This is a genomic window from Vogesella oryzae, from assembly GCF_902829295.1.
Lineage (GTDB): Bacteria > Pseudomonadota > Gammaproteobacteria > Burkholderiales > Chromobacteriaceae > Vogesella > Vogesella oryzae.
The window spans coordinates 37,771-59,939 of record NZ_CADEPL010000057.1; the positions used below are offsets into that span (position 1 = coordinate 37,771).

Here is a 22,169-nt window from a genome sequence, read left to right on the forward strand (position 1 = left end):
CTTGCAATGCAAAAAGCCGCCTGATCAGGCGGCTTTTTTACGCGGCGTACAGGCTACAGCGTATCCTGCTCTGTCATGGCATCGGCACCGGACAGCGGCACGCGATAACTTTCATCGGCCCATTGCCCAAGATCGATCAAGCGGCAACGTTCGCTACAGAATGGGCGAAACGGACTTTGCGGCCCCCACTCCACCGCTTGGCGACACTGCGGACAGGCAACGATTTTTTCGGAAGACATAGTTCAGAACTTGCAGTAGGTCAGGGTGAAATCCACATCTTCCTCGACCTGGCGGGCACGAACCTCGCCGGTTCCGGCATAGATAAAGCGGACATTAAGTGCGTACTTATTGGCGGAGACCTCCGGCACGATCTGCAGCGACGCGTCATAGGAGACACGAATCAACTGCACGACCTTGCCACCCGACATTTGCTGGAAAGCACCGCGTCGCGCCACATACTGATACGCCTTGCCACTGTCACGCAGCAGCTTGAGCAAAACCGTGGCGGCACGGGCTGTCGGCATCAACGGTGCAGCCCAGCGCAACAGGTCGACCCGACGTGCCTCGCTATCGCGCTGCAGCCACAGATAATAGGACGGCAAATCAAACTGGCAGGTGCCACCGGGAATCACCGAGCGCTGCTTGATGGCCATCAGCCACTCGTTTTCGCGCAGGTGCTGGCCGAATTTGCCACTGATTTCCAGCAGGCTGGCCGCCGTGTGCTCGATTTCATCCAACACCGAATCCAGCGCATCCTGGGCAATTACCGGATTATCGCGCAGAGACTCCAAAGCCAGCTTCTGCCGCTCGAGCTCCTGCAACAGCTCGGATTTCAACTCGGTCCGCCCAGCAGACTCCAGCACCTCAAACAGCGCCATCAGCGCCGCATGATGGCAATTAACCTCGTCCTGCGAAATAAAGAACACCAGCCGCTGGTACACCTGCTCCAGGCGGAGCAAGGTACGGGTTCGTTCGGTGATGGGGAACTCGAAACTGGTCACGGCAGATATCCGTTGGTTCGTAATGTCATGCCGGAGCCGGCAAACCAAAGCAGGCTAGATAATAGCGGTGTTTCTCATCAACTTGAAGCGCCAAATCGGCCAGTTCGCCAGCATTATGAATTACGTCATCAGCTAGCTGCAGCCTTTGCTGGCGCGGCATCTGCGCGGCAATGATTGCGGCCACCTGCACGGCGGCCAAGCCACTGCGCGCCATCACCCGTTGTTGCTGTGTTTCTTCCGGGCAATCCACAACCAGACTACGGTTGACCAGCGTCCGGAACGCCGGGGTTTCAAACAGTAACGGCACCGCCAGCAGCACGTATGGCCCTGACACCCGCTCCAGTTGACGCAGGCACTCCTCGCGAATCATAGGATGCAGAATGGACTCGAGACGGAGCCGCTCTGCCGGCTTGGCAAAGACAAGTTCACGCATGGCTGCACGATTCAACGCGCCGTGCTCATCCAGCACCCGCTCGCCAAATGCAGCTCGAATTTCCGCCATTGCCGCGCCGCCGGCGGCAGTGAGCTGATGTGCAACCACATCACTATCGATACAGGGAACCCCATGTGCCGCAAACAGCTGTGCGACGGTGGACTTGCCGGAGCCAATACCCCCGGTCAGACCAACAATCGGTTTACGCACCCAGATACCAAGCCATGATCGGCTTGCCCCACAAGAATGCCAGCATCCCCGCCGCCGCCAGATATGGCCCGAACGGCAGAGGTTGGCCACGGCCATGCCGTGCGGCCAACATCAGCGCGATGCCACAGATAACACCTACCAGTGATGAGAACAGGATCACCAACGGCAACATCTGCCAGCCAAGCCAAGCCCCCAGCGCAGCCAGCAGCTTGAAGTCGCCATACCCCATCCCTTCTTTACCAGTCACCAGCTTGAATAGCCAGTAGACGCACCACAGTATCAGGTAACCCGCCATCGCCCCCACAACGGCCTGTTCCAGCGGTACAAAACCACCATTCAGGTTGAAAAGCAGCCCCAACCATAGCAACGGCAAGGTAAGGTCATCCGGCAGCAGCTGCGTGGCGGCATCGATCATGGTCAACACCAGCAGTATCAGACCGAACACACTGGCCCACAGCCAGTTAGCCCCCAGCCCCCAATGCCAGGCAAACGCGGCCAACATCACACCGGAAACCAGTTCCACCAGCGGATAACGCCAGGAAATACGTCCCTGACAGTTGCTGCAACGGCCACGCTGCAACACAAAGCTGAGTAGTGGAATATTCTGCCAGGCACGGATAGGCGCCTGACAATGCACGCAGGCTGAGGGCGGGAAGAACAAGTTATAGTTGGCCGCAGGCGCCTCCTGGCCCTGTAGTTCGGCGCACTCGGCCCGCCAGCGCTGCTCCATCATCTTGGGCAGCCGGTGGATCACCACATTGAGAAAACTGCCAAGCAGCAAACCCAAGACCAGCGCCAGCACTATCTGCACAACTGGCGGCAACGTTGTCAAAGCATCAACCATCAACCCACCACCTGACCCATCTTGAAGATTGGCATATACATGGCAACCACCAGGCCACCAATCAACACACCCAGAATAATCATGATCATCGGCTCCAGCAGACTGGATAGCGATGCCACCGCATTGTCGACTTCTTCTTCGTAAAAATCGGCGACCTTATCCAGCATGTCATCCAGTGCACCGGACTCCTCACCGATCGCGGTCATCTGCAGCACCATATTGGGAAACAGATTGCTACGCTGCATAGAGGAATTCAGTGTCGAGCCGGTGGTGACCTCGTTCTGTATCACCTTGGTGGCATCGGCGTACACCTTGTTGCCCGCAGCTCCTCCTACCGAATCCAGCGCCTCCACCAGCGGCACACCGGCGGTAAACATGGTAGAAAGCGTGCGGCACCAGCGGGCAATGGTGGCCTTGCGCACCACATCGCCAATCACCGGCACTTTCAGGATGATACGGTCAAGCCCGTCCTGCATTTTCGGTGAGCGCTTGTAGGTGTAGGCAATCGCCCATATGCCACCAATCAGTGAGCCAAAAATCATCCACCAGTATTCGACAAACACATCGGACAAGGCGATGACAATCAGGGTCGGTGTCGGCAAATCGGCACCGAAACTGGAGAACAGCTCCTTGAAGGCAGGAATCACATAGATCAGGATCACGGCGGTAATAATGAAGGCCGTTGCGATAATGGCCGCCGGATAGACCAGTGCCGATTTGATCTTGCCCTTGATGGCCAGCACTTTTTCCTTGTAGGTGGCCAGTTTTTCGAGCAATGCATCTAGCACGCCCCCAGCCTCACCAGCCGCAACCAGGTTGCAGAACAGACCGTCGAAATACAGCGGATACTTGCGGAAGGCATCGGCCAGGCTACTGCCGATCTCCACCTCGGCACGGACGTCCAGCAGAATACGGGTGAACAAGGCATTGCTGAGCCCTTTTGCTGCAATGTCGAAAGCCTGCAACAAGGGAACCCCAGCCTTCATCATGCTGGACAGCTGACGGGTAAACAGCGCCACGTCCTTTTCTGTGACCTTCTGGCCAAACTTGGGTTTACGCTTGACCACCTTGGACACATTGATGCCCTGCCGGCGCAGCTGAGCTTTGGCAACGATTTCAGTCTCGGCCCGGATCTCGCCACGAATCTGCTTGCCGGTCCGATCCTTGCCTTCCCAATTCCAGATGTGGGCAACTGTTTTTTTGCTTACCGTTCCGGCCATGCTTTTACCCTGTCAGTTATTCGTTGGTGACCGCTTCAATCTCGGTCAGGGAGGTCAAGCCACGCATGACCTTGAGCAAACCGGCACGCCGCAGGTCAACCATACCCTCTTCTCGTGCCAGATCATTGATCTGCACCGCATTGCCATCACTCATGATCAGGCGAATCATGGCGTCTGTAATCGGCATGATTTCGTAAATACCGGTACGCCCTTTATAACCAGTGCCACGGCATTGGTCACAACCAACTGGACCATATGGCGTCCAACTGCCATCCAGCTCTTCCTGCTTAAAACCGGCCCGCAGCAATGCAGCCTGCGGAATATCTACCGGTTGTTTGCAGCTATTGCACAGACGCCGCGCCAGGCGCTGGGCCATGATCAGCAATACCGAGCTGGCGATATTGAACGGGGCCACCCCCATATTCAGTAAGCGGTTGAGCGTCGCCGGCGCGTTGTTGGTATGCAGTGTGGAGAACACCAGGTGACCGGTCTGGGCCGCCTTGATCGCGATATCCGCAGTCTCGAAATCCCGAATCTCGCCGACCATGATGATGTCCGGATCCTGACGCAGGAAGGCGCGCAACGCCGATGCAAACGTCAGTCCCGCTTTCTCATTCACATTCACCTGATTGATACCCGGCAAGTTGATTTCTACCGGATCTTCCGCCGTGGAAATATTGCTGTCGGGCTTGTTGAGAATATTCAGGCAGGTATAAAGCGAAACCGTTTTGCCGCTACCGGTTGGCCCGGTTACCAGCACCATACCGTAGGGTCGGGAAATGGCCCGTAACAGCATTTCCTTCTGCTCCGGCTCAAACCCCAGCTGCTCAATATCCAGCGATGCGGCAGAAGAATCGAGAATACGCATCACGATCTTCTCGCCATACAACGTCGGCAAAGTACTTACCCGAAAATCCACCGCCTTATGCTTGGAGAGCACCAGTTTCAAGCGGCCATCCTGCGGCACACGGCGCTCGGAAATATCCATTCTGGACACCACCTTGATACGTGAGGCGACCTTCTCCTTGATCGCCAGCGGTGGCTGTGCAACTTCCTTCAACACCCCATCGACACGATAACGAATGCGATAGAATTTTTCATACGGTTCAAAGTGGATATCCGATGCACCACCATTAATTGCATCAACCATCAACTTGTTAACAAAACGCACTACCGGCGCGTCATCCACATCCGGCAAGCCATCGCTCGCGGGTTCCGCATCCGGATCCGCGATTTCCAGCTCGCCAAACTCTTCGGCAGCCAGGTTGTTGATGGCCGCCATCGAGTTTTCCGCAAGATGCCCCACCAGCGCGCCAAGCTTGTCATCTTCGACAACAACACACTCGACCGTCAGTCCAGTCTTGAAGGTAATGGCGTGCAGGACACTACTCTGCGTGGGATCGGAAATAGCGATGTACAAGCGATTGCCGCGGCGAAAAAGAGGCAAAAGACGGTTGGCCGCAATGAAATCCTGTTCCAGCAATCCGCGCGGCATGCTGTCACTACTGTGACGACTCAAGTCATACAAAGGCAGGCCAAAAGTTGTAGAAGCAAACAAGGCGACATCCTGTGCCGACATCTTCTTGCTCTGCACCAATTGCTCGACAAACGACACTCCTGCTGTCTGCGCCAGCTTGGTAATAGACTCGGCATCGCTCGCCAGCAGCAACTCGTTCTGCACCAAGGCCCGGCTTAAACCGGAAATGGCCACACTTTCCATACGACTCCCTGCCATCTGCATGAATTGCATCCGCTATTTGTTATAGCGGCATATTAACCACTCACCCAGCTTTGGCAATGCCTTTCTAGTCAGCAATACCAATAAAAAAAGGCTGCCGAAGCAGCCTTTTTCAAACCAAGAACACCAGATTAGAACTTGGTGCCCAGGTAAACGGTAGTAGCGTGCGCATCAACTTTGGAAGAGTCCTTGTAGTTGGTACGAACGTATTCAACACCAGCACGGGTACGCTTGGACAGTGCGTACTCAACGCCAGCGGCGTAGGAGTTGCTGCTGTCACCCTTATTCACGCCGGCGGTCTTAGCCTGACCTTCGTGCCAGTAACCCAGTTTCGGAGTCAGGTTACCCAGCGCGTAGGAAGCAGCCAGACCCCAGCCACTACGCTTGGAGTCAGCAGCTTCATCCTTACCATGAGCATAGCCAGCCTGCAGGGTCAGATCAGCCAGGGAAACAGAAGCGTTCAGTTCGTGCAGGGAGGACTGATTGTTCTGGTCTTGCTTGGTACGCTCACCGTCGTAGGAAACGGAGAAACCGTCGCCTTCGTAAGCCAGGCTCACAGCCTGGGTGCTCAGCTTGTCGGATTCAGCAGTGGAGTTCTTGCCGAAGCTGTGCTGTACGGTGGCAGTGAAGCCAGCAAAAGACGGGGTTTTGTAGGATACGGTGTTGTTGTAACGGGTACCCTGGTCATAAATGGCGGACTTCCAGCCAGCGGAGTTGTTCTCGAAGATGGACATCGCGCCGGAGGTCGGCATGATGTAGATGTTACCCATGGTCAGACGACCGAAGCCACCTTCCAGACCTACGTAAGAATCACGACCGGCCCAAGTATTGCCATCAGCAGTGTCAGCCAGGTTGATCTTGGAGGCGATTTGCCAGATGGCTTTCAGGCCGTTACCCAGATCGTCGGAACCGGCAAACTTGATTTCACCGCTGGTGCGGTCTTCGGTAGTCAGGGAACCCTTGGCGGAATCCTTGGTGTTCACGATACCAACAGCCAGGTTACCGGAGATGGTAACGTCAGCCATTGCAACTGCCGGCAGGGCAGCCAGGGTAGCCAGAACGATCAGCTTTTTCATGTGTGTTCCTTTCAGAGGTCACGTAGGTTGCCCGGGAATTTTTCCGAAGGCAGAACCTTCGGGTGGGCTGTTCAGACCACCGGCATCCCGGCGGTATCTGTGGCGGACTATAAACGTGGCGTTGCAAAAAAACAAATTTCGGACCTGTCGACGAATGCCAGCACAACAACACAAAACAATTCAACACCTTGTTTTTAAAACATTTTTTCAAAAAAAATCTTTGTTGCCACTAGACAACAAAACTTGCTGCCGCTACAAAAGCGTTGCTTTCTAACGACACAAGAACAGACTGCACAATGAAATCGACCTGCCTGATGTGGTTCCGCCGCGACTTGCGCACTGTTGATAACGCGGCTTTGTCGCACGCATTACGGCACCACAACATCACTCATTGCGTATTCGTCTTTGATGAAAACATCCTCCGCCACCTACCCCGTGACGACAGACGGCTGGATTTCATTCACTCCAGCCTGCAGGAGCTGGACGCTACCTTGCGCCAGCATGGTGGCGGCTTATATGTTTTACGCGGCGACCCGATGCAACTGATTCCGGAGTTGGCCGCATCGCTGGGGTGCGATGCGGTGTACTGCAACCGCGACTACGAGCCTTATGCCCGAGAAAGGGACAACAAAGTTGCCGCCTTGCTGCAAAAACAGGGGTGCGAACTGCGCAGTTTTAAAGATCAGGTCATCTTTGAACAGGACGAGATACTGACCGCTCAAGGCCGTCCTTATACGGTATTCACCCCTTACATGCGGGCGTGGCGGAAACGCTTCACCCCCGCCTTGGCGCAAGCACACCCCACACCGCTGCAAAACGCGCTGCCTCTGCCGCCGTCATCACAAGGCTTACCGCCACTTGATGCCCTGGGATTCACGGCAGCCCCCACGCAGACATTAAAGGTAAAAAGCGGACGCACAGGGGGAGAAGCGCTGCTTCTGGACTTTGCCCACCGTATCCACGCCTACAAGGCAAGCCGCGACTTTCCGGCCATAAAAGGGGTCTCGTACCTGTCGGCACATTTGCGCTTCGGCACCATCTCGGTACGAGAGGCTGTCAGTCTCGCCATCGGCGAACAAAGCGAGGGCGCGGAAAGCTGGCTCAACGAATTGATCTGGCGCGAGTTCTACCAGCAATTGCTGTGGCATTTTCCGCATGTTGCCGAATACAGCTTCAAGGCCGAGTACCGGCAGCTGTCATTCCCGGGCGAGGATCGCTGGTTCGATGCCTGGTGCCAGGGCAATACCGGTTACCCGATTGTGGATGCCGCCATGCGCCAGCTGAATCAAAGCGGGTTCATGCACAACCGCTTGCGCATGATTGCGGCCAGCTTTCTGGTAAAGGACCTGCTGCTTGACTGGCGTCGCGGCGAAGCCTATTTCGCGGCGAAGCTGATGGATTTTGACCTTGCTGCCAACAATGGCGGCTGGCAGTGGGCAGCCTCTACCGGCTGCGATGCCCAACCCTACTTCCGCATTTTCAACCCGGTGAGCCAGTCCGAAAAATTTGACCCGGAGGGCAAATTCATCCGTCGCTACGTACCAGAGTTGGCCGCACTTGATAATCGGGCCATTCACGCGCCATGGCAGGCCAAATCACTACCGGCCGGTTTTGTCCTAGGTCGCGACTATCCGCAACCGATTGTCGATCATGCCGTCCAGCGGGAGCTGGCACTAACGCTATTCGGCAAAAAGCAACAAGGCCCGGCATAAGCGGGCCTTGTTGCAGGTCTGACGCAAATAACTAAGGTTTCTTGACGGGCTGCGCTGCTGGCACAGGCTTGGTTGCTGCTTTGGCCGCAGGAACGGCCGGTGCGGCACCACCACTTACCACCAGTTCGGTTTTGAGTTTCTCCAGCATTTTCGGACCGATGCCCGGCACTTTCTCCAGGTCGGCGTAGGTCTTGAATGGGCCATTCTTGGTGCGGTAATCAATAATCGCTTTGGCTTTTACCGGGCCAATCCCCTTCAGCTCCTCTAACTGGGTCGCCGTAGCGGTATTGGCATTCACCGCTGCCCAGGCTGACACCGTCACAAACAGGGCACACAGCGCAGCAAGCAGTTTCTTCATGGCATTTCCTCCCGATTAAATGACAAACAGATGGAGTATCAACTATGTCAAATAGCTACAATTTATGCAAAAAGAATTGCAGTACTACCTTGCTACCGATATAGCCAAATAGCAACAGCGCGAACCCAGCGAGAGTCCAGCGGATGGCGATACGCCCGCGCCAGCCATGCAGCTTTCGGCCCAGCAGCAAGCCACCGAACACCAGCCAGGACAGAATGCCGAACACCACCTTATGGTTAAGCGGCACTGCACGCCCGAACACCTCTTCGGCAAAAAAGACACCACTGATCAAACTGCATGTCAGCAAGATAAAGCCGGTGCCCAGTGTCTGGAACATCAGGTTTTCCAGCACCAGCAGTGGCGGCATGCGCCTGGCCAACGCAAAGCGTCGATCATGCAGCGCCCGTTCTTGCAGCAGCATTAAAACCGCCAACAAAGCACCAATCGCAAACAGGCTATACGCCAGCAATGACACCATTAGATGCAGCAGGAATGCCGGATTATTGATCTGATATAAGGTATGCGGAATCGGCAACACCTCGGCCATCAGCACGCCAATGGCAGCAAGCGGCACCAGGAACACCTGCAGCCCCTCCATGCGCGCGAAGTAACTACCGGTCCAGAATATCAGCAACATGATCCAGCCCAGCAGCGACAGCGCCGTCCCCAGCCCCATGCTCAGTGCGCCGAAACGCAGTACCGGCAACATCAACACCAGCGCATGAACCACCAGTAACGCCCCCAGCAGGAAATGCTCGCGCCCGGGCTGGCGCGGCCATAGCGAGACGCCACGCCAATGACCAATGAAATGCCAGGACAGCCCGAGGTAACCGGACACCAGCAAAATGACCAAAATCAACAAGATGCCACTCATTTGAATTGGGGGGAGTGCCACGCCCCGGCGCCGGGTCGTGGTAAAATGGACGATTGCAGAAGTCTACACCATGCGGAATGCAGTTGGCAGACCATAAGGACACCCCATGCTTGACAACCTATCCTCACGCCTGACCGGTGCGCTGAAAACCCTGCGCGGTCAAGCGCGACTGAGCGAAACCAATATCCAGGACGCGCTGCGCGAAGTGCGCATGGCGCTGCTGGAAGCCGACGTGGCCCTGCCCGTGGTCAAAACCTTCATTGCCAGCGTCAAGGAACGTGCGCTGGGGCAGGAGGTGCTTGGCAGCCTGACGCCAAGCCAGGCGATGATCGGCGTCGTGAACGAAGAGCTGGTCAAACTGATGGGCGAAAAGAACGATGCGCTGAATCTGGCCGCCGTTCCGCCCGCCATTATCCTGATGGCCGGTCTGCAAGGTGCCGGTAAAACCACGACCGTCGGCAAGCTGGCCAAGCTGCTGAAAGAAACGCAGAAGAAAAAAGTGCTGGTGGTGTCTGCCGACGTTTACCGCCCGGCGGCAATCGAACAACTGAAGATGCTGGCGGAACAGGTCGGCGTAGAGTGGTTCCCGTCCGATGGCAGCCAGAAACCGGAAGACATTGCCCGTGCGGCCGTAGATTACGCCAAGCGCCACTTCTTCGACGTGCTGATGGTGGATACCGCCGGTCGTCTCGCCATCGACGAAGCGATGATGGCCGAAATCAAGGCACTGCACGCGGCCCTCAACCCGATCGAAACCCTGTTCGTGGTCGATGCCATGCAGGGCCAGGATGCCGTCAATACTGCCCAGGCCTTTAACGAGGCGCTGCCGCTGACCGGCGTGATCCTCACCAAAATGGATGGTGACTCGCGTGGTGGTGCCGCGCTGTCGGTACGCCACATCACCGGCAAGCCGATCAAGTTCATCGGTGTCGGCGAGAAAGTCAGCGGGCTGGAGCCGTTCCATCCGGACCGTCTGGCTGGCCGTATCCTCGGCATGGGTGACGTGTTGTCGCTGATCGAGGACGTGCAGAAAGGCATCGACGAGGAAGAAGCGGCCCGCATGGCCAAGAAGCTGAAGTCCGGCAAGGGCTTCGATCTCGAAGACTTCAAAACCCAGATGCAACAGATGAAAAAGATGGGCGGCATGACCAGCATGCTGGAAAAAATGCCGGGCGACATCGGCCAGCTGGCCAAGGGCGTACAGGGTGCCGAGGCGGAAAAATCCATGCGCCGCATCGAGGGCATCATCAACGCCATGACCATGGACGAACGCCGCAAGCCGGAGCTGATCAAGGCCAGCCGCAAGCGTCGCATCGCTGCCGGTTCCGGTGTTTCGGTACAGGAAGTAAACAAACTGCTGGCCCAGTTCGAGCAGATGCAGAAGATGATGAAGATGTTCTCGTCCAAGGGCGGCATGTTCAAGATGCTGAAAGGCCTCAAAGGCATGAAGGGCATGCTGCCGGGCATGTAATGATTAGCTGGACGGGCGTCGTGTACGCCCGTTTTTTACGCGCAGATCAAAAGACACCATGCAATACGATGTAATCGTCCTCACTGACCACGAGCTGTTACAGCTCAACGATGCCGATTGGTATAGCCGCCAGGTACACACCGAAGATGGGCTGGTACTGGCCGCGCTGGCAAAACAGGGACTGAAGGTTGGCCGCAAGGACTGGGCCGATGCCGATTTCGACTGGGCCAACAGCCGTAGCGCGGTATTTCGCACCACGTGGGACTACTTCAACCGTTTCAGCGAGTTCTCGGCATGGCTGGCACGCGCCAGCCAGACCCCCCGCCTGTTCAACGAGGCGGCGCTGATCCACTGGAATATCGACAAGCACTACCTGGGTGCACTGGCAGAGAAAGACGTCAATATCGTCCCGACGGTCTATATCGAACGTGGTGATGCCCGGTCACTGGCCCATATCGTGGCGGAAACCGGCTGGCAGGATGTGATTCTCAAGCCCGTTGTTTCCGGCGCCGCGCGACACACCTACCGTTTCGCCGCCATCGACAGCGAACAGTACGAGTGCGTGTTTGGCGAACTGATCGAGCAGGAAGCGCTGATGCTGCAGCCGTTCCAGCAAAACATCCTGCAGCAGGGCGAACTGTCGCTGATGATCATTGATGGCAAATACACCCACGCCATCCGCAAAACAGCGAAAGCCGGCGACTTCCGCGTACAGGATGACCACGGCGGCACGGTGCACCAGTACGAAGCCACGGCTGACGAAGTGCTGTTCGCCGAAGCCACGGTGGCCGCGGTGCCGTTCGACGTGCTGTATGCCCGCGTCGATATGATCCGCGATAACGCTGGCCAGCTGGCGATCATGGAACTGGAGATGGTGGAGCCGGAGCTGTTCTTCCGCTTTAACCCCGCTGCGGCCGACACCTTGGCCGCCGGTATTGCCCGCCGCCTGCAAGCTTGAGTTTTCGTTTTTTATTTGAAGCAACCGGCCAGCTTCCGCTGGCCAGCAACCTGGAAGCACTGAGTGATGAATCTGACCACGCTGACCGCCCTTTCCCCGCTCGACGGCCGCTATTCCGGCCAAGCCGAAGCGCTGCGCGCCACTTTCTCCGAATACGGCCTGATGAAAGCCCGTATCAAGGTAGAGCTGGAATGGCTGAAAATGTTGGCCGCAGAACCGGGCATCGAGGAGGTAAAACCGTTCTCCGACGCCACCATCCGTGAAATCGACGACGTGATTGCCAACTTCTCCGTGGAACACGGCGAAGAGGTGAAGGCCATCGAGGCGCGCACCAATCACGACGTAAAAGCCATCGAGTACTGGCTGAAAGAGCGTCTGTCCGGTAACCCGGAAGTGATGGCCGCCAGCGAGTTCATCCACTTCGCCTGCACCTCGGAAGACATCAACAACCTCAGCCATGCGCTGATGCTGAAAACCGCACGCAACACCGTGATGCTGCCGGCACTGGACGAAGTGATCAGCAAACTGTCCAGCCTGGCACACGAACTGGCCGCGGTACCGATGATGAGCCGTACCCACGGCCAACCGGCAACGCCATCCACCATGGGCAAGGAACTGGCCAACGTGGTGTACCGCCTGAAGCGCCAGCGTGAACAGCTGGTCAAGCAGGAAATCCTCGGCAAGATCAACGGCGCCGTCGGCAACTACAACGCCCACATCGTGGCCTATCCGGAAGTCGACTGGGAAAGCCTGGCCGGCCGCTTCGTTACCGGTCTGGGCCTGACCTTCAACCCGTACACCATCCAGATCGAGCCGCACGACTACATGGCCGAGCTGTACCAGCAACTTAGCCGCATCAACACCATCCTGATCGACCTGGATCGTGACGTATGGGGCTATATCTCGCTGGGCTACTTCAAGCAGAAGGTGAAGAAGGACGAAGTCGGCAGCTCCACCATGCCGCACAAAGTCAACCCGATCGACTTCGAAAACTCCGAAGGCAACCTGGGCCTGGCCAACGCGGTGCTGAACCACCTGGCGGAAAAGCTGCCGCTGTCGCGCTGGCAGCGTGACCTGACCGACTCCACCGTGCTGCGCAATATGGGCGTTGGCTTCGGCTACACTCTGCTGGGCTTCAAGGCGCTGATGAAAGGCCTGAACAAGCTGGAACTCAACCCGGCGATGCTGGCTTCCGATCTGGACGCCACTTGGGAGCTGCTGGCCGAACCGATCCAGACGGTAATGCGCCGCTACGGTGTGCCAAATCCGTACGAGCAGCTGAAAGAGCTGACCCGCGGCAAGGATGGTGTTACCCGCGAAACGCTGGCCGCCTTCATCAAGGGTCTGGAAATTCCGGACGCAGAAAAGACCCGCCTGCTGGAGCTGACCCCGGCCAGCTATGTCGGCAAGGCAGAAGAGCTGGCGCGCCGTATCTGATACGTTGGGCGCACATAAAAAAAGCCACCTTCGGGTGGCTTTTTTTATGTTTTATTCAAATGGAAAGCAGGTGAACACGGCCTTCCACCACGGTCATAATGTCATACCAATTCGAAACCGCGCTGTTGAAAATGCCAGTAGCGGCGCGGCACAGCAAGTCGGGCAAAGAAGCAGTTTTGTTTCCTATCGGCAGGCAAGAGAAAGTAATGCACAGTACTTTTGCGCAAAATATTTTTCCATGCTTTATAAAGCATGCGACTGCCCCAAAAACCACAGAAACCCTAAGGATTGTTCACAAAATTTACTTGAAAGCAAACTGCGGCCAAGTCATCTGATGGTATAAATGGAAGTTTAAATATTGCTGTATCAAATCCTGAAGGCCGGGGCCGGCCTCTTGAAGGAAATATCATGCAAGCAACGCCAGAACGTCCAAACGAAGCCCAAGCCGATACCGAGATGGGGCCGCAGCAACCGGCAGTACCACGTCACCTGCACGCGGTACCGGAACGTAGCGCCAGCCAGCGCTATCAGTACTACACCGAACGCGACATGACCCGCATCCTGACCAATCTGGATACGCTGCGGCGCGAAGCGTTTGCGGCCAATCAGGATGAAGGGCTGGATAGTTACGACCGTCCATTCCCTTCGGTGTGCCTGATCGGTCTTGGCCGTTGCGGCTCGAACATTGCACTGGACGTTGCCACTCTGGTGTACAACGCCCGCAAGTTCTACCTGAACGAATTCGGTAACGAAGAAAAGCCCAGCAACGAGCAGGACTTCCGTCCGCGGCGCTGGATCAAGCGCACGCTGCTGTCGCCGCAGAAATCGCAAAAGCCGGCCTTCCTGATCGAACCGATGGTGATGCTGGGTGACCTGGACAAGGACATCAAAGGCCGCATCCGCTTCTCGCATCGCGGCGAGCAGGGTGCGTTCCTCAACGATTACAGCAAGATGCGCATCATGGATCTGGCCGAGGTACATGCCGGCGGCGCCGGCAACGCGCCTATCCTCGGGCAGTATCTGGCCAAGATCATCCTCAACAAGGACACCCAGAGTTTTTCCGACGAAGACTGGAAACTGATCCACGCCTACCTGATCGACTCCTGCGGCATCCGTGCCAACCAGTCGCGACTGTATTTCTATATCTTCAGCGCCGGCGGCGGTACCGGCTCCGGCATGGCCAGCGAATTCGGTCTGGCGCAGCAATATGCCTACATGAGCAAGACCTTCGAAACCCGCGTCGAACCGGAAGGCAGCAGCACCGGTGACGAGCAGGGTTTCGTGTTCGAGCCGATCTTCACCAGCGGCATCTGCATCCTGCCGAACATCTCCGGCCAGCATGTGGAAGGCTCCGAGGCACTGCACATCAACGCCGGTCGCCTGCTGTGCAAATACCTGTCGGAAGAGTGGGACTTCTCCTACAACTTCGACAACGAAGAAGCCGGTGCCGAAAGCGTGATGCGCCGCATCCGCCCGTGGAACGCCATGATGCTGATCTCCAACGACATCATGCGTTATGCCGAAGAAACCGATAAGGGCAGCATCGAAGATCTGGACGTGAACGCCATGGAGCGCCACGCCAACCAGTACATCTCGCAGCAGATCTTCAACATCCTGACCGCCCAGGCCGTCACCACCGATTACGACGAGAACTACTTCCATCGTGCCGGCATCGACATCGGCGAAACCATCCGCCTCGATGCCAACGACCTGTTCATGAGTCTGGCCGGCCCGGTAGCCGTGGCCTACGCCGAATCGGTGGTAGGAGATCCGCTGGACGTGAACAGCAACAGCAAGTTCAGCATCGACGACCTGTTCTTCCGCTCCATCGATCTGCCGCACTTCAATCCGGTGACCCAGGCCATCGAAGGCATCAGCCTGCTGCCGATCGAATCCGACCGCTACCGTGCCGCGCTGAACGAATACAAGGAATCCGGCTACGACCCGGCCAAGCTCAACGAGCTGTTCTTCTTCCGCAACTGTTCGTCGGTGGTCGCCATCCTGTCGCTGCCCAAGGGCTACAAGCTGTCCTACATGGACCTGAACCGCCTGAAGCAGCACCTGAACGGCCTGTTCCCCAGCACCACGCTGAAGCGCTATGCGCTGGTGATCGGCGCATCGGCCAACCTGTCGCTGACCACACTGGTAGCCAAGAGCCCATGCCTGAGTGACGACTTCCTGACGCTGATCGTGGCCTACATCAAGCGCTGCTTCGCCCGTGGCGGTTATCGCTACAACGACACGCTGGACAACGCCATCCTCGAGCTGATCACCGCCGAAAAATTTGACGAGTCGCGGCTGGAAGAGCTGCTGGACGAGTTCGAGAACCCGGCCAAGATTCTCGACACCAACTGGTTTGCCATCAAGCCGATGTACGAGAAGAAGTACCGCGAGCTGATTCGCGATCCGAAGAAGTTCGTGTCGATCAACGATATCCGCCTGACGCGCAACCACGTCCAGAAAGCGATCTGCTATCTGCGTGAGATCTACCGTCACCGCATTGGCAAGACCCGCGTGGTCTCGCTGAATGCCTATGCCGACAGCCATCCGCCGCTGCCGCATGACTGACCGGCAGATGGCCTTCACGCCCCGCCCTGCGGGGCGTTTTCATTTTGAAACAGCAAGCATCTTGCTGCTATGACGAAGACAAGGCGATACTCGCGCTTTAAACCGGAGAGTGGTGATGACTCACAAAATCCTGTTCGTCGAAGACGACGCCGAACTGGCACAACTGATGCAAGGCTTTCTGGCCCGCCACGACCTGGAAGTGGTGATCGAACCGCGTGGCGATACCGCCCAGGCCGCGCTGCGGCGCGAACAGCCGGACTTGCTGCTGCTGGATATCATGTTGCCAGGCAAAGACGGTCTGACGCTGTGCCGCGAGCTGCGGCCGGAATTCGCCGGCCCAATCGTGATCCTGACCTCGCTGGATAGCGACATCAATCAAATCCTGGGGCTGGAGCTGGGCGCCAATGACTACGTGCTGAAAACCACCCCGCCAGCAGTGTTGGCCGCACGCCTGCGCGCGCAGCTGCGCCAGTACGAACAACGCCAGGGCAATGGCAGCGAAACGGAAGGCGAGCAACAACTTGCCTTTGGCCAGTTGCGTATCGATGCCCGCAGCCGTGAAGTCATGCTGGGCGGGGAGCGCATCACGCTATCCACCACCGACTTCGATTTGCTGTGGCAATTGGCCAGCCATGCCGGTGAAGTGCAGGACCGCGACACCCTGTTGCGCGTGATGCGCGGCCTGAGCTATGACGGTCTGGATCGCAGCATCGACATTGCCGTGTCGCGGCTGCGCAAGAAACTGGGCGACGACCCGGCTGCTCCGGCCCGTATCAAGACGGTACGCAACAAGGGTTATCTGTTTTCACCGGCCGGCTGGTAAATCATGCGCAAGCTGTTCATCCAGTTCTATCTGTTGCTGGTCATCAGCTTTTTGGTGGCAGTGATGCTGGCCGGCCTGGTGTACAAACAGGTGGCCGAAAAAACCGGCGACCGCGCGCTGGCCGACTTGCTGAAGACGTCGCTGAGCCTGATCGAGTACAAGCTGGATGGCATTCCGCAGGCACAATGGCCGGCGGCACTGCGGACGCTGGATCATGACCTGGGCTTCAATGTCTCCATGCAGCGCATGGACGAGCTGCCTATCGATAGCGATACCCTGAAAGCACTGCGCGAAGGCGATATCGTGATGCTGGAAGACGACTATACCTTCCTGCAACGCGTCGGCAACTCGCCGTATGCCTTGGTTGCCGGGCCGATGAGTTACCTGGTGTTCCTGCATGAACTGCGCTGGTTCGACTATGCGTTGCTGGCCTTGATCGGCCTGTCGCTGGCGATTCCGGTACTGCTGTGGATGCGCCCGCACTGGAACGAACTGATGCAACTGGAGCGCAGCGCCAAGCAACTGAGCGAAGGCGAATTTTCCGCCCGGGTACAACTGGCCCCCAGCTCCGGCTTGCAGCCTCTGGCGCAAGGCTTCAACCACATGGCCAGCAACGTCGAACGCCTGCTGGAAAGCAAGCAGGCGCTGATCAATGCGGTGGCGCACGAGCTGCGCACCCCGCTGGCACGCCTGCGCTACCGGCTGGCGCTGCTGGACATCGATGCGGCCAACCCTGCACAGGCCGGTATCGAACGCGACCTGAACAGCGTCGGCGCCATGATCGACGAGCTGTTACTGCACGCCCGCCTGTCGCGCCCCGACCTGCCATTGCAACTGCAGGAGTTACAGCCGCAAGCCTGGTTGCAACAACGGCTGGATGACATCAGCGAGCTCAATCCACAGCTGCATTTCACGCTGCAGATTGAGCAACCTTCGATCAGCGGCGACAGCGTGCTGCTGGCACGAGCAATGGACAACCTGATCGGCAACGCCTCCCGCTATGCCAACCAGCAACTGCTGATAAAGCTGTATGCCATTGATGACTGGCAGTACTTCCGGGTGGAGGACGACGGCCCGGGTATTCCCGAAGAAGACCGCCAACGCGTACTGGAGCCGTTTGTCCGCCTGGACCCCAGCCGCGACCGTGCCGAAGGTGGTCATGGCCTGGGCTTGGCCATCGTGCAACAGATCATGTTGGCGCACCAGGGCCGGGTCGAGATCGATGCCAGTCCGCTGGGCGGCGCCGCATTCACATTGTGTTGGCCGCGACTACAAGCAGTTACATCCGCGAACAAAACCTAACAGACATGGCCAGCAGACCGCTCCTATGATGGCTCCAGGTTGTCGCACTGGCGGCACCCGCTCTCTCACATTATCTGGAATTCAAAATCATGAAAAAACTGACTCTGATCGCTGCTGGCCTGGCATTCGCTGTTGCTGCTTCCTCCGGTTTCGCCGCTACCAAGCCGGCCGCTTCCGCTCCGGCAGCTGCTGCTCCGGCTAAGAAAGTAGAAAAGAAAGCCGCCAAGAAAGTGGTTAAAGCCAAGGCCGCTAAAAAAGCTGCTTCCGCTGCCAAGTAATCGCAGCCAGCAGTAAACAAAACGGGCGCCACTGGCGCCCGTTTTGCATTACCCCTCTGGCAAACCGACCCAGACTCAGTCAGCCAGCGCGGTACGTTGCAGTTGCAGCAACTCGCCAATGCCTTTTTCTGCCAGTTCCAGCAACCGGTTCATTTCTGTCCGGCTGAATGGTACGCCCTCGGCAGTGCCCTGCACTTCGACAAAATGACCGGCACCGGTCATCACCACGTTCATATCGGTTTCGCAACCGGAGTCTTCCACGTAGTCCAGATCCAGCAACGGCACGCCATCGACAATACCCACCGACACCGCTGCCACCTGGTCACGCAGCGGCGTTGCGGCCAACTTGCCGTCGGCCATCAGCTTGGCAATGGCATCGGCCAGCGCCACATAGGCGCCGGTAATGCTGGCCGTGCGGGTACCGCCGTCGGCCTGGATCACATCGCAGTCGATCAACACCTGACGCTCGCCCAGCTTTTCCAGATCGATGACTGCACGCAGGCTACGGCCAATCAGGCGCTGGATTTCCTGGGTTCGACCGGACTGCTTGCCACTGGCCGCTTCGCGACGCATGCGGCTGCCGGTAGAGCGCGGCAGCATGCCGTACTCGGCCGTCACCCAGCCCTGACCCTTGCCTTTCAGGAACGGCGGCACGGTTTCCTCTACCGAAGCGGTGCAAATCACCTTGGTTTCGCCAAACTCCACCAGCACAGAGCCTTCGGCATGGCGGGGGTAATGACGGGGAAGACGCACGGTGCGCAGGGCATCGGCAGCACGGGCGGGGGATCGCATGACGGGAACTCCGGTCAAAAGGAAGCCATTCTAGCGTAAAGCCGGACTGTCTCCGCTCAGGGATGATGCTGCGACAACTGGTCAAAACCGGCACGCGAAACACGCTCGCTATCGATGTAGCCATCACGCGCCGCGGCAAAGTCGTTATCGCCCAGCAAGGTCACGGCAATGCCGCTCAGGTTGTCGCAACCGGCGCCGGCCCGTCGCTCGACCACGTTCATCAATGCCGGCAACACCAGCTGCGGTTCGCGGCCATTGAAGATGCGGGAGATTTCCTCGTCCAGTAGCGGCCCCCATAATCCGTCTGAACACAGCAGCAATGTTTCGTTACCCTGTAACGGGATCGGCTCGCTGACCTCGATCTCCGGATCTATCGTGGCGCCCAGACAGTTATAGATGTGGTTGCGCCCCGGGTAATCCTGCGCATCCTTCTCGCTCAACTGGCCGCTATCGATCAGCCGCTGCACCTGGCTATGGTCGCGGGTGCGGTAGCGCAGCCGATCGCCCTGCAACAGGTACAGACGGGAGTCCCCGGCATGCACCACGTAGAGATGCCCACCCTGTACTAGACCGGCTACCAGCGTGGTGCTGGGGATTTCATGCAAGCGATTCTGCAGCGACTGCGCCAGAATCGCCTCGTGCGCCTCCAGCATCACCCGCTGCAGAAACGGGATCGGCCGCAGCAATTGCGGGTGGGCCGAACGGCGGAAGTTCTCCATGAACACATCCACCGCCACCTGGGCGGCGACCTCGCCATACTCGCGGCCGCCCATACCATCGGCCACCACCAGCAGTAACGATTGGGCAGACCAGATCGCACCTTGCCGGTCCTCGTTATGTTCCCGTCCGCCGACGCGGGACTCGGCTGCTATGGCAAATTTCATCGGCTTTTTTTCCTGCACAAGGCGGCCAGCCAGCGCGGCCAACGTCCTGCCGTGGCCTGAGGCGAGACTTCCTGATAGCTGGCCATCAATTGCTCGCGAATCAGCCCGAGACTGCGCGGACGGGCCGATGCCGCCGGAGCCAGGCATTGCTCAACCAACTGCAGCAGCTGCGGCGAATACTTGCCGGCAAACAATTGCGACGCCGGCGGCAGGGTATCCTGCCGCACCCGGTCGGTGGCTGCAGGCAAGCGTCCACCACCCATGGCGAGGTACATGCTGGCCCCCAGCCCGTAAATATCGGTCCACACGCCCAGTGGCTCGCCATTGTTGTATTGCTCTGGCGCGGCAAAGCCCGGCGTGATCATTGCCGTCGCAAACTGCACCTCTCTGGCCACCTGTCGCGCGGTGCCGAAATCCAGCAACATCGGCGAGCCGTTACGACGCAGATAGATATTGCCGGGCTTGATGTCCAGATGCAGCAAGTGCTGCTTATGCACCTCGTCCAGGCCGGCAATCACCTCGGCAAACAACTTGCGCAACCGCGCTTCCGGCATCCGTCCACCACCCAGTTCCAGCTCGCGGGCCAGCGAGCGGCCATCGGCGTACTCCATCACCATGTAAACCGTCTGGTTGGCACGGAAGAAGTTACTCACCCGTACCACATTGGGGTGATGGATGCCGGCCAGGATACGGGCCTCTTCAAAAAAACACTTCAGCCCGAGCTTGAACACCTCGCGGTCCAGCTCGTTCAGTACCGTTACATCGCCGAGATCGCTGCGGCCAACCATGTCGCGCGGCAGGTATTCCTTGATCGCATACTTGCGGTCGTGGCTGTCCAGCGCCAGATAGACCTCGCTGAAGCCGCCGGAGCTTAGACCCCGCACGATTGTGTACTCCTCCAGCCGGCTGCCGGGAGCGAGAGAACGTGACTTGGATTGTGTACTGTCCATTGTTATAGTGTGCCCGCCCCGGAATCATGGCTGCGATTCGGGGTCGTATCCCTTTAAAAACACAATTGTGGAGCTACCGATGATTCTCAGCATGACTGGCTTTGCCTCCACCACCCGCGAGTTTCCGGGTGGACTGATGTCCATCGAAGTACGTGCGGTCAACCACCGCTATCTTGACGTGCAGATGCGCCTGCCGGAAGAACTGCGTAGCATTGAAGCACAACTGCGCGAACTGATCGCCAGCCGCGTCACCCGCGGCAAAGTAGAGTGCCGCATCGGCCTGAACCAGACGGCGGATGATACCCCGCAACTGGAACTGAACCGCGATACCGTCGCCCGCCTGCTGTCCGTCTGCAATGAAGTCCGCGACATGGCACCGGGCATCCGCGATCTGGGCATGGGCGAGGTATTGCGCTGGCCCGGCGTCCTCAAATCCAACTCGCTGCCGCCGGAAGCCCTGCAACAACTCTGTATCGACGGCCTGGGCGTAGTACTTGAAGACTTTCGCGCCACCCGTGGCCGCGAAGGCCACAAGCTGTCCAACATCCTGCTTGATCGCATCAGCGGCATGGAAACCATTGTCAGCGCGGTCAAACCCAAGCTGCCGCAGATTCTGGAGGCCTACCGCAACAAACTGGCGACCCGCCTGCAAGAAGCACTTGGCAATGTTGATGACGACCGCCTGAAGCAGGAGTTCGCGCTGTTCGCACAAAAGATCGATGTCGACGAGGAGCTGGAACGCCTCACCACCCATCTGGCCGAAGTTCGCCGCATCCTGAAAACCGGCGGCCAGGTCGGCAAACGCCTGGACTTCCTGATGCAGGAACTCAATCGCGAGGCCAACACCCTGGGCTCCAAATCGGTCTCCACCGACACGACCCAAGCATCCGTCGAACTGAAAGTGCTGATCGAACAGATGCGAGAACAGATTCAGAACGTAGAGTAATTCCTGCGGGTATGCAATGCCGTGCCACAGATCAAAGCCACGCTCCGCGTGGCTTTTTTTATACCGGCGCTGCCGGTTGTCGTTATCGCCACAGGCACTATAAATAACGCACACGCAAGACGCGGCGTTCACTGCCCCATCCACAAGCCCGCCGCTATTACCCATCAGCCCCCCCACCTTTGCCCCCACGCGGAGAAAAAAATGGCGCTGTACGGTTTTGACGCCTACTCGCCGGCGCAGATTGCGGACATGGTCGAAGAGATTGGTGTCCGCAAGGCGCGACTACCCTTGCGG

General features: G+C 57.9%; 22 protein-coding genes. 10 read left to right on the plus strand and 12 right to left on the minus strand.

Annotation, left to right across the window (positions count from 1 at the left end; genetic code table 11):
* Window positions 1-53: 53 nt before the first annotated feature.
* The 7 genes from yacG to HU218_RS16395 form a co-directional block, all read right to left on the minus strand.
* Entirely contained in the window at window positions 54-239 is a 186-nt protein-coding gene (gene yacG, locus HU218_RS16365; protein ID WP_174876009.1) for a DNA gyrase inhibitor YacG, read from the minus strand.
* Between the two features lie 3 nt (window positions 240-242).
* Window positions 243-1,001, minus strand: coding sequence for a cell division protein ZapD (gene zapD / locus HU218_RS16370; protein ID WP_174876010.1), 759 nt, complete (start codon window positions 999-1,001; stop codon window positions 243-245).
* Between the two features lie 25 nt (window positions 1,002-1,026).
* On the minus strand, window positions 1,027-1,644 hold the full coding sequence (gene coaE / locus HU218_RS16375) for a dephospho-CoA kinase (RefSeq protein ID WP_246211356.1): 618 nt from the start codon (window positions 1,642-1,644) through the stop codon (window positions 1,027-1,029).
* Entirely contained in the window at window positions 1,637-2,488 is an 852-nt protein-coding gene (locus HU218_RS16380; protein ID WP_174876012.1) for a prepilin peptidase, read from the minus strand. The genes coaE and HU218_RS16380 overlap by 8 nt, the downstream gene beginning before the upstream one ends.
* A complete protein-coding gene (locus tag HU218_RS16385) occupies window positions 2,488-3,708 on the minus strand; it encodes a type II secretion system F family protein (RefSeq protein WP_174876013.1) in 1,221 nt (406 codons plus the stop codon). The genes HU218_RS16380 and HU218_RS16385 overlap by 1 nt, the downstream gene beginning before the upstream one ends.
* Before the next feature lie 16 nt (window positions 3,709-3,724).
* Window positions 3,725-5,428, minus strand: a complete 1,704-nt coding sequence (gene pilB / locus HU218_RS16390) for a type IV-A pilus assembly ATPase PilB (protein WP_174876030.1) — start codon at window positions 5,426-5,428, stop codon at window positions 3,725-3,727.
* A gap of 149 nt (window positions 5,429-5,577) precedes the next feature.
* A complete protein-coding gene (locus HU218_RS16395; protein ID WP_174876014.1) occupies window positions 5,578-6,522 on the minus strand; it encodes a porin in 945 nt (314 codons plus the stop codon).
* A 314-nt stretch (window positions 6,523-6,836) separates the two neighbouring features.
* On the opposite strand from HU218_RS16395, the gene HU218_RS16400 reads away from it, so the two are divergent.
* A complete protein-coding gene (locus HU218_RS16400) occupies window positions 6,837-8,234 on the plus strand; it encodes a cryptochrome/photolyase family protein (protein ID WP_246211358.1) in 1,398 nt (465 codons plus the stop codon).
* A gap of 31 nt (window positions 8,235-8,265) precedes the next feature.
* Here the strand turns inward: HU218_RS16400 and HU218_RS16405 are convergent, their stop codons facing one another.
* Both HU218_RS16405 and HU218_RS16410 read right to left on the minus strand, forming a co-directional pair.
* On the minus strand, window positions 8,266-8,592 hold the full coding sequence (locus HU218_RS16405; RefSeq protein ID WP_174876016.1) for a ComEA family DNA-binding protein: 327 nt from the start codon (window positions 8,590-8,592) through the stop codon (window positions 8,266-8,268).
* Between the two features lie 55 nt (window positions 8,593-8,647).
* Entirely contained in the window at window positions 8,648-9,454 is an 807-nt protein-coding gene (locus HU218_RS16410) for a cytochrome C assembly family protein (RefSeq protein ID WP_246211367.1), read from the minus strand.
* Between the two features lie 118 nt (window positions 9,455-9,572).
* On the opposite strand from HU218_RS16410, the gene ffh reads away from it, so the two are divergent.
* From ffh to HU218_RS16450, 8 genes are all read left to right on the plus strand, one after another.
* A complete protein-coding gene (ffh, locus tag HU218_RS16415; RefSeq protein WP_174876018.1) occupies window positions 9,573-10,937 on the plus strand; it encodes a signal recognition particle protein in 1,365 nt (454 codons plus the stop codon).
* A gap of 58 nt (window positions 10,938-10,995) precedes the next feature.
* On the plus strand, window positions 10,996-11,895 hold the full coding sequence (locus tag HU218_RS16420; RefSeq protein ID WP_174876019.1) for an ATP-grasp domain-containing protein: 900 nt from the start codon (window positions 10,996-10,998) through the stop codon (window positions 11,893-11,895).
* 66 nt (window positions 11,896-11,961) lie between these two features.
* Window positions 11,962-13,332, plus strand: coding sequence for an adenylosuccinate lyase (gene purB / locus HU218_RS16425; RefSeq protein ID WP_174876031.1), 1,371 nt, complete (start codon window positions 11,962-11,964; stop codon window positions 13,330-13,332).
* Between the two features lie 70 nt (window positions 13,333-13,402).
* Entirely contained in the window at window positions 13,403-13,675 is a 273-nt protein-coding gene (locus HU218_RS16430) for a hypothetical protein (RefSeq protein ID WP_174876020.1), read from the plus strand.
* A 65-nt stretch (window positions 13,676-13,740) separates the two neighbouring features.
* Window positions 13,741-15,900 (plus strand): hypothetical protein, encoded by a 2,160-nt coding sequence (locus HU218_RS16435; RefSeq protein ID WP_246211369.1) that lies wholly within the window; start codon window positions 13,741-13,743, stop codon window positions 15,898-15,900.
* A 115-nt stretch (window positions 15,901-16,015) separates the two neighbouring features.
* Window positions 16,016-16,723 carry a two-component system response regulator RstA gene (rstA, locus tag HU218_RS16440; RefSeq protein WP_174876021.1) on the plus strand — a complete coding sequence of 236 codons (708 nt, stop codon included), beginning with the start codon at window positions 16,016-16,018 and terminating at the stop codon, window positions 16,721-16,723.
* Window positions 16,724-16,726: 3 nt separating this feature from the next.
* On the plus strand, window positions 16,727-18,025 hold the full coding sequence (rstB, locus tag HU218_RS16445; protein ID WP_174876022.1) for a two-component system sensor histidine kinase RstB: 1,299 nt from the start codon (window positions 16,727-16,729) through the stop codon (window positions 18,023-18,025).
* 89 nt (window positions 18,026-18,114) lie between these two features.
* Window positions 18,115-18,303, plus strand: a complete 189-nt coding sequence (locus HU218_RS16450; RefSeq protein ID WP_174876023.1) for a hypothetical protein — start codon at window positions 18,115-18,117, stop codon at window positions 18,301-18,303.
* Window positions 18,304-18,378: 75 nt separating this feature from the next.
* Here HU218_RS16450 and rph read toward each other — a convergent pair whose 3' ends face one another.
* Genes rph through HU218_RS16465 form a run of 3 tightly spaced genes read right to left on the minus strand, consistent with a single transcriptional unit; the run spans window position 18,379 to window position 20,863 of the window.
* On the minus strand, window positions 18,379-19,095 hold the full coding sequence (gene rph, locus HU218_RS16455; RefSeq protein WP_174876024.1) for a ribonuclease PH: 717 nt from the start codon (window positions 19,093-19,095) through the stop codon (window positions 18,379-18,381).
* Between the two features lie 56 nt (window positions 19,096-19,151).
* Window positions 19,152-19,979 (minus strand): PP2C family protein-serine/threonine phosphatase, encoded by an 828-nt coding sequence (locus tag HU218_RS16460; protein WP_174876025.1) that lies wholly within the window; start codon window positions 19,977-19,979, stop codon window positions 19,152-19,154.
* Complete coding sequence (locus HU218_RS16465; protein WP_246211371.1) at window positions 19,976-20,863, minus strand: serine/threonine-protein kinase; 888 nt, start codon at window positions 20,861-20,863, stop codon at window positions 19,976-19,978. The genes HU218_RS16460 and HU218_RS16465 overlap by 4 nt, the downstream gene beginning before the upstream one ends.
* Before the next feature lie 145 nt (window positions 20,864-21,008).
* Here HU218_RS16465 and HU218_RS16470 point away from each other — a divergent pair, with 145 nt between their 5' ends.
* Window positions 21,009-21,875 (plus strand): YicC/YloC family endoribonuclease, encoded by an 867-nt coding sequence (locus HU218_RS16470; protein ID WP_174876027.1) that lies wholly within the window; start codon window positions 21,009-21,011, stop codon window positions 21,873-21,875.
* Window positions 21,876-22,169: the final 294 nt, after the last annotated feature.

Coding starts and splice junctions, on each gene's coding strand:
- yacG (WP_174876009.1), bottom strand. CDS start 239: ATGTCTTCCGAAAAAATCGTTGCCTGTCCGCAGTGTCGCCAAGCGGTG.
- HU218_RS16380 (WP_174876012.1), bottom strand. CDS start 2,488: ATGGTTGATGCTTTGACAACGTTGCCGCCAGTTGTGCAGATAGTGCTG.
- HU218_RS16385 (WP_174876013.1), bottom strand. CDS start 3,708: ATGGCCGGAACGGTAAGCAAAAAAACAGTTGCCCACATCTGGAATTGG.
- pilB (WP_174876030.1), bottom strand. CDS start 5,428: ATGGAAAGTGTGGCCATTTCCGGTTTAAGCCGGGCCTTGGTGCAGAAC.
- HU218_RS16395 (WP_174876014.1), bottom strand. CDS start 6,522: ATGAAAAAGCTGATCGTTCTGGCTACCCTGGCTGCCCTGCCGGCAGTT.
- HU218_RS16400 (WP_246211358.1), top strand. CDS start 6,837: ATGTGGTTCCGCCGCGACTTGCGCACTGTTGATAACGCGGCTTTGTCG.
- HU218_RS16405 (WP_174876016.1), bottom strand. CDS start 8,592: ATGAAGAAACTGCTTGCTGCGCTGTGTGCCCTGTTTGTGACGGTGTCA.
- ffh (WP_174876018.1), top strand. CDS start 9,573: ATGCTTGACAACCTATCCTCACGCCTGACCGGTGCGCTGAAAACCCTG.
- HU218_RS16420 (WP_174876019.1), top strand. CDS start 10,996: ATGCAATACGATGTAATCGTCCTCACTGACCACGAGCTGTTACAGCTC.
- purB (WP_174876031.1), top strand. CDS start 11,962: ATGAATCTGACCACGCTGACCGCCCTTTCCCCGCTCGACGGCCGCTAT.
- HU218_RS16435 (WP_246211369.1), top strand. CDS start 13,741: ATGCAAGCAACGCCAGAACGTCCAAACGAAGCCCAAGCCGATACCGAG.
- rstA (WP_174876021.1), top strand. CDS start 16,016: ATGACTCACAAAATCCTGTTCGTCGAAGACGACGCCGAACTGGCACAA.
- rstB (WP_174876022.1), top strand. CDS start 16,727: ATGCGCAAGCTGTTCATCCAGTTCTATCTGTTGCTGGTCATCAGCTTT.
- HU218_RS16450 (WP_174876023.1), top strand. CDS start 18,115: ATGAAAAAACTGACTCTGATCGCTGCTGGCCTGGCATTCGCTGTTGCT.
- rph (WP_174876024.1), bottom strand. CDS start 19,095: ATGCGATCCCCCGCCCGTGCTGCCGATGCCCTGCGCACCGTGCGTCTT.
- HU218_RS16460 (WP_174876025.1), bottom strand. CDS start 19,979: ATGAAATTTGCCATAGCAGCCGAGTCCCGCGTCGGCGGACGGGAACAT.
- HU218_RS16470 (WP_174876027.1), top strand. CDS start 21,009: ATGATTCTCAGCATGACTGGCTTTGCCTCCACCACCCGCGAGTTTCCG.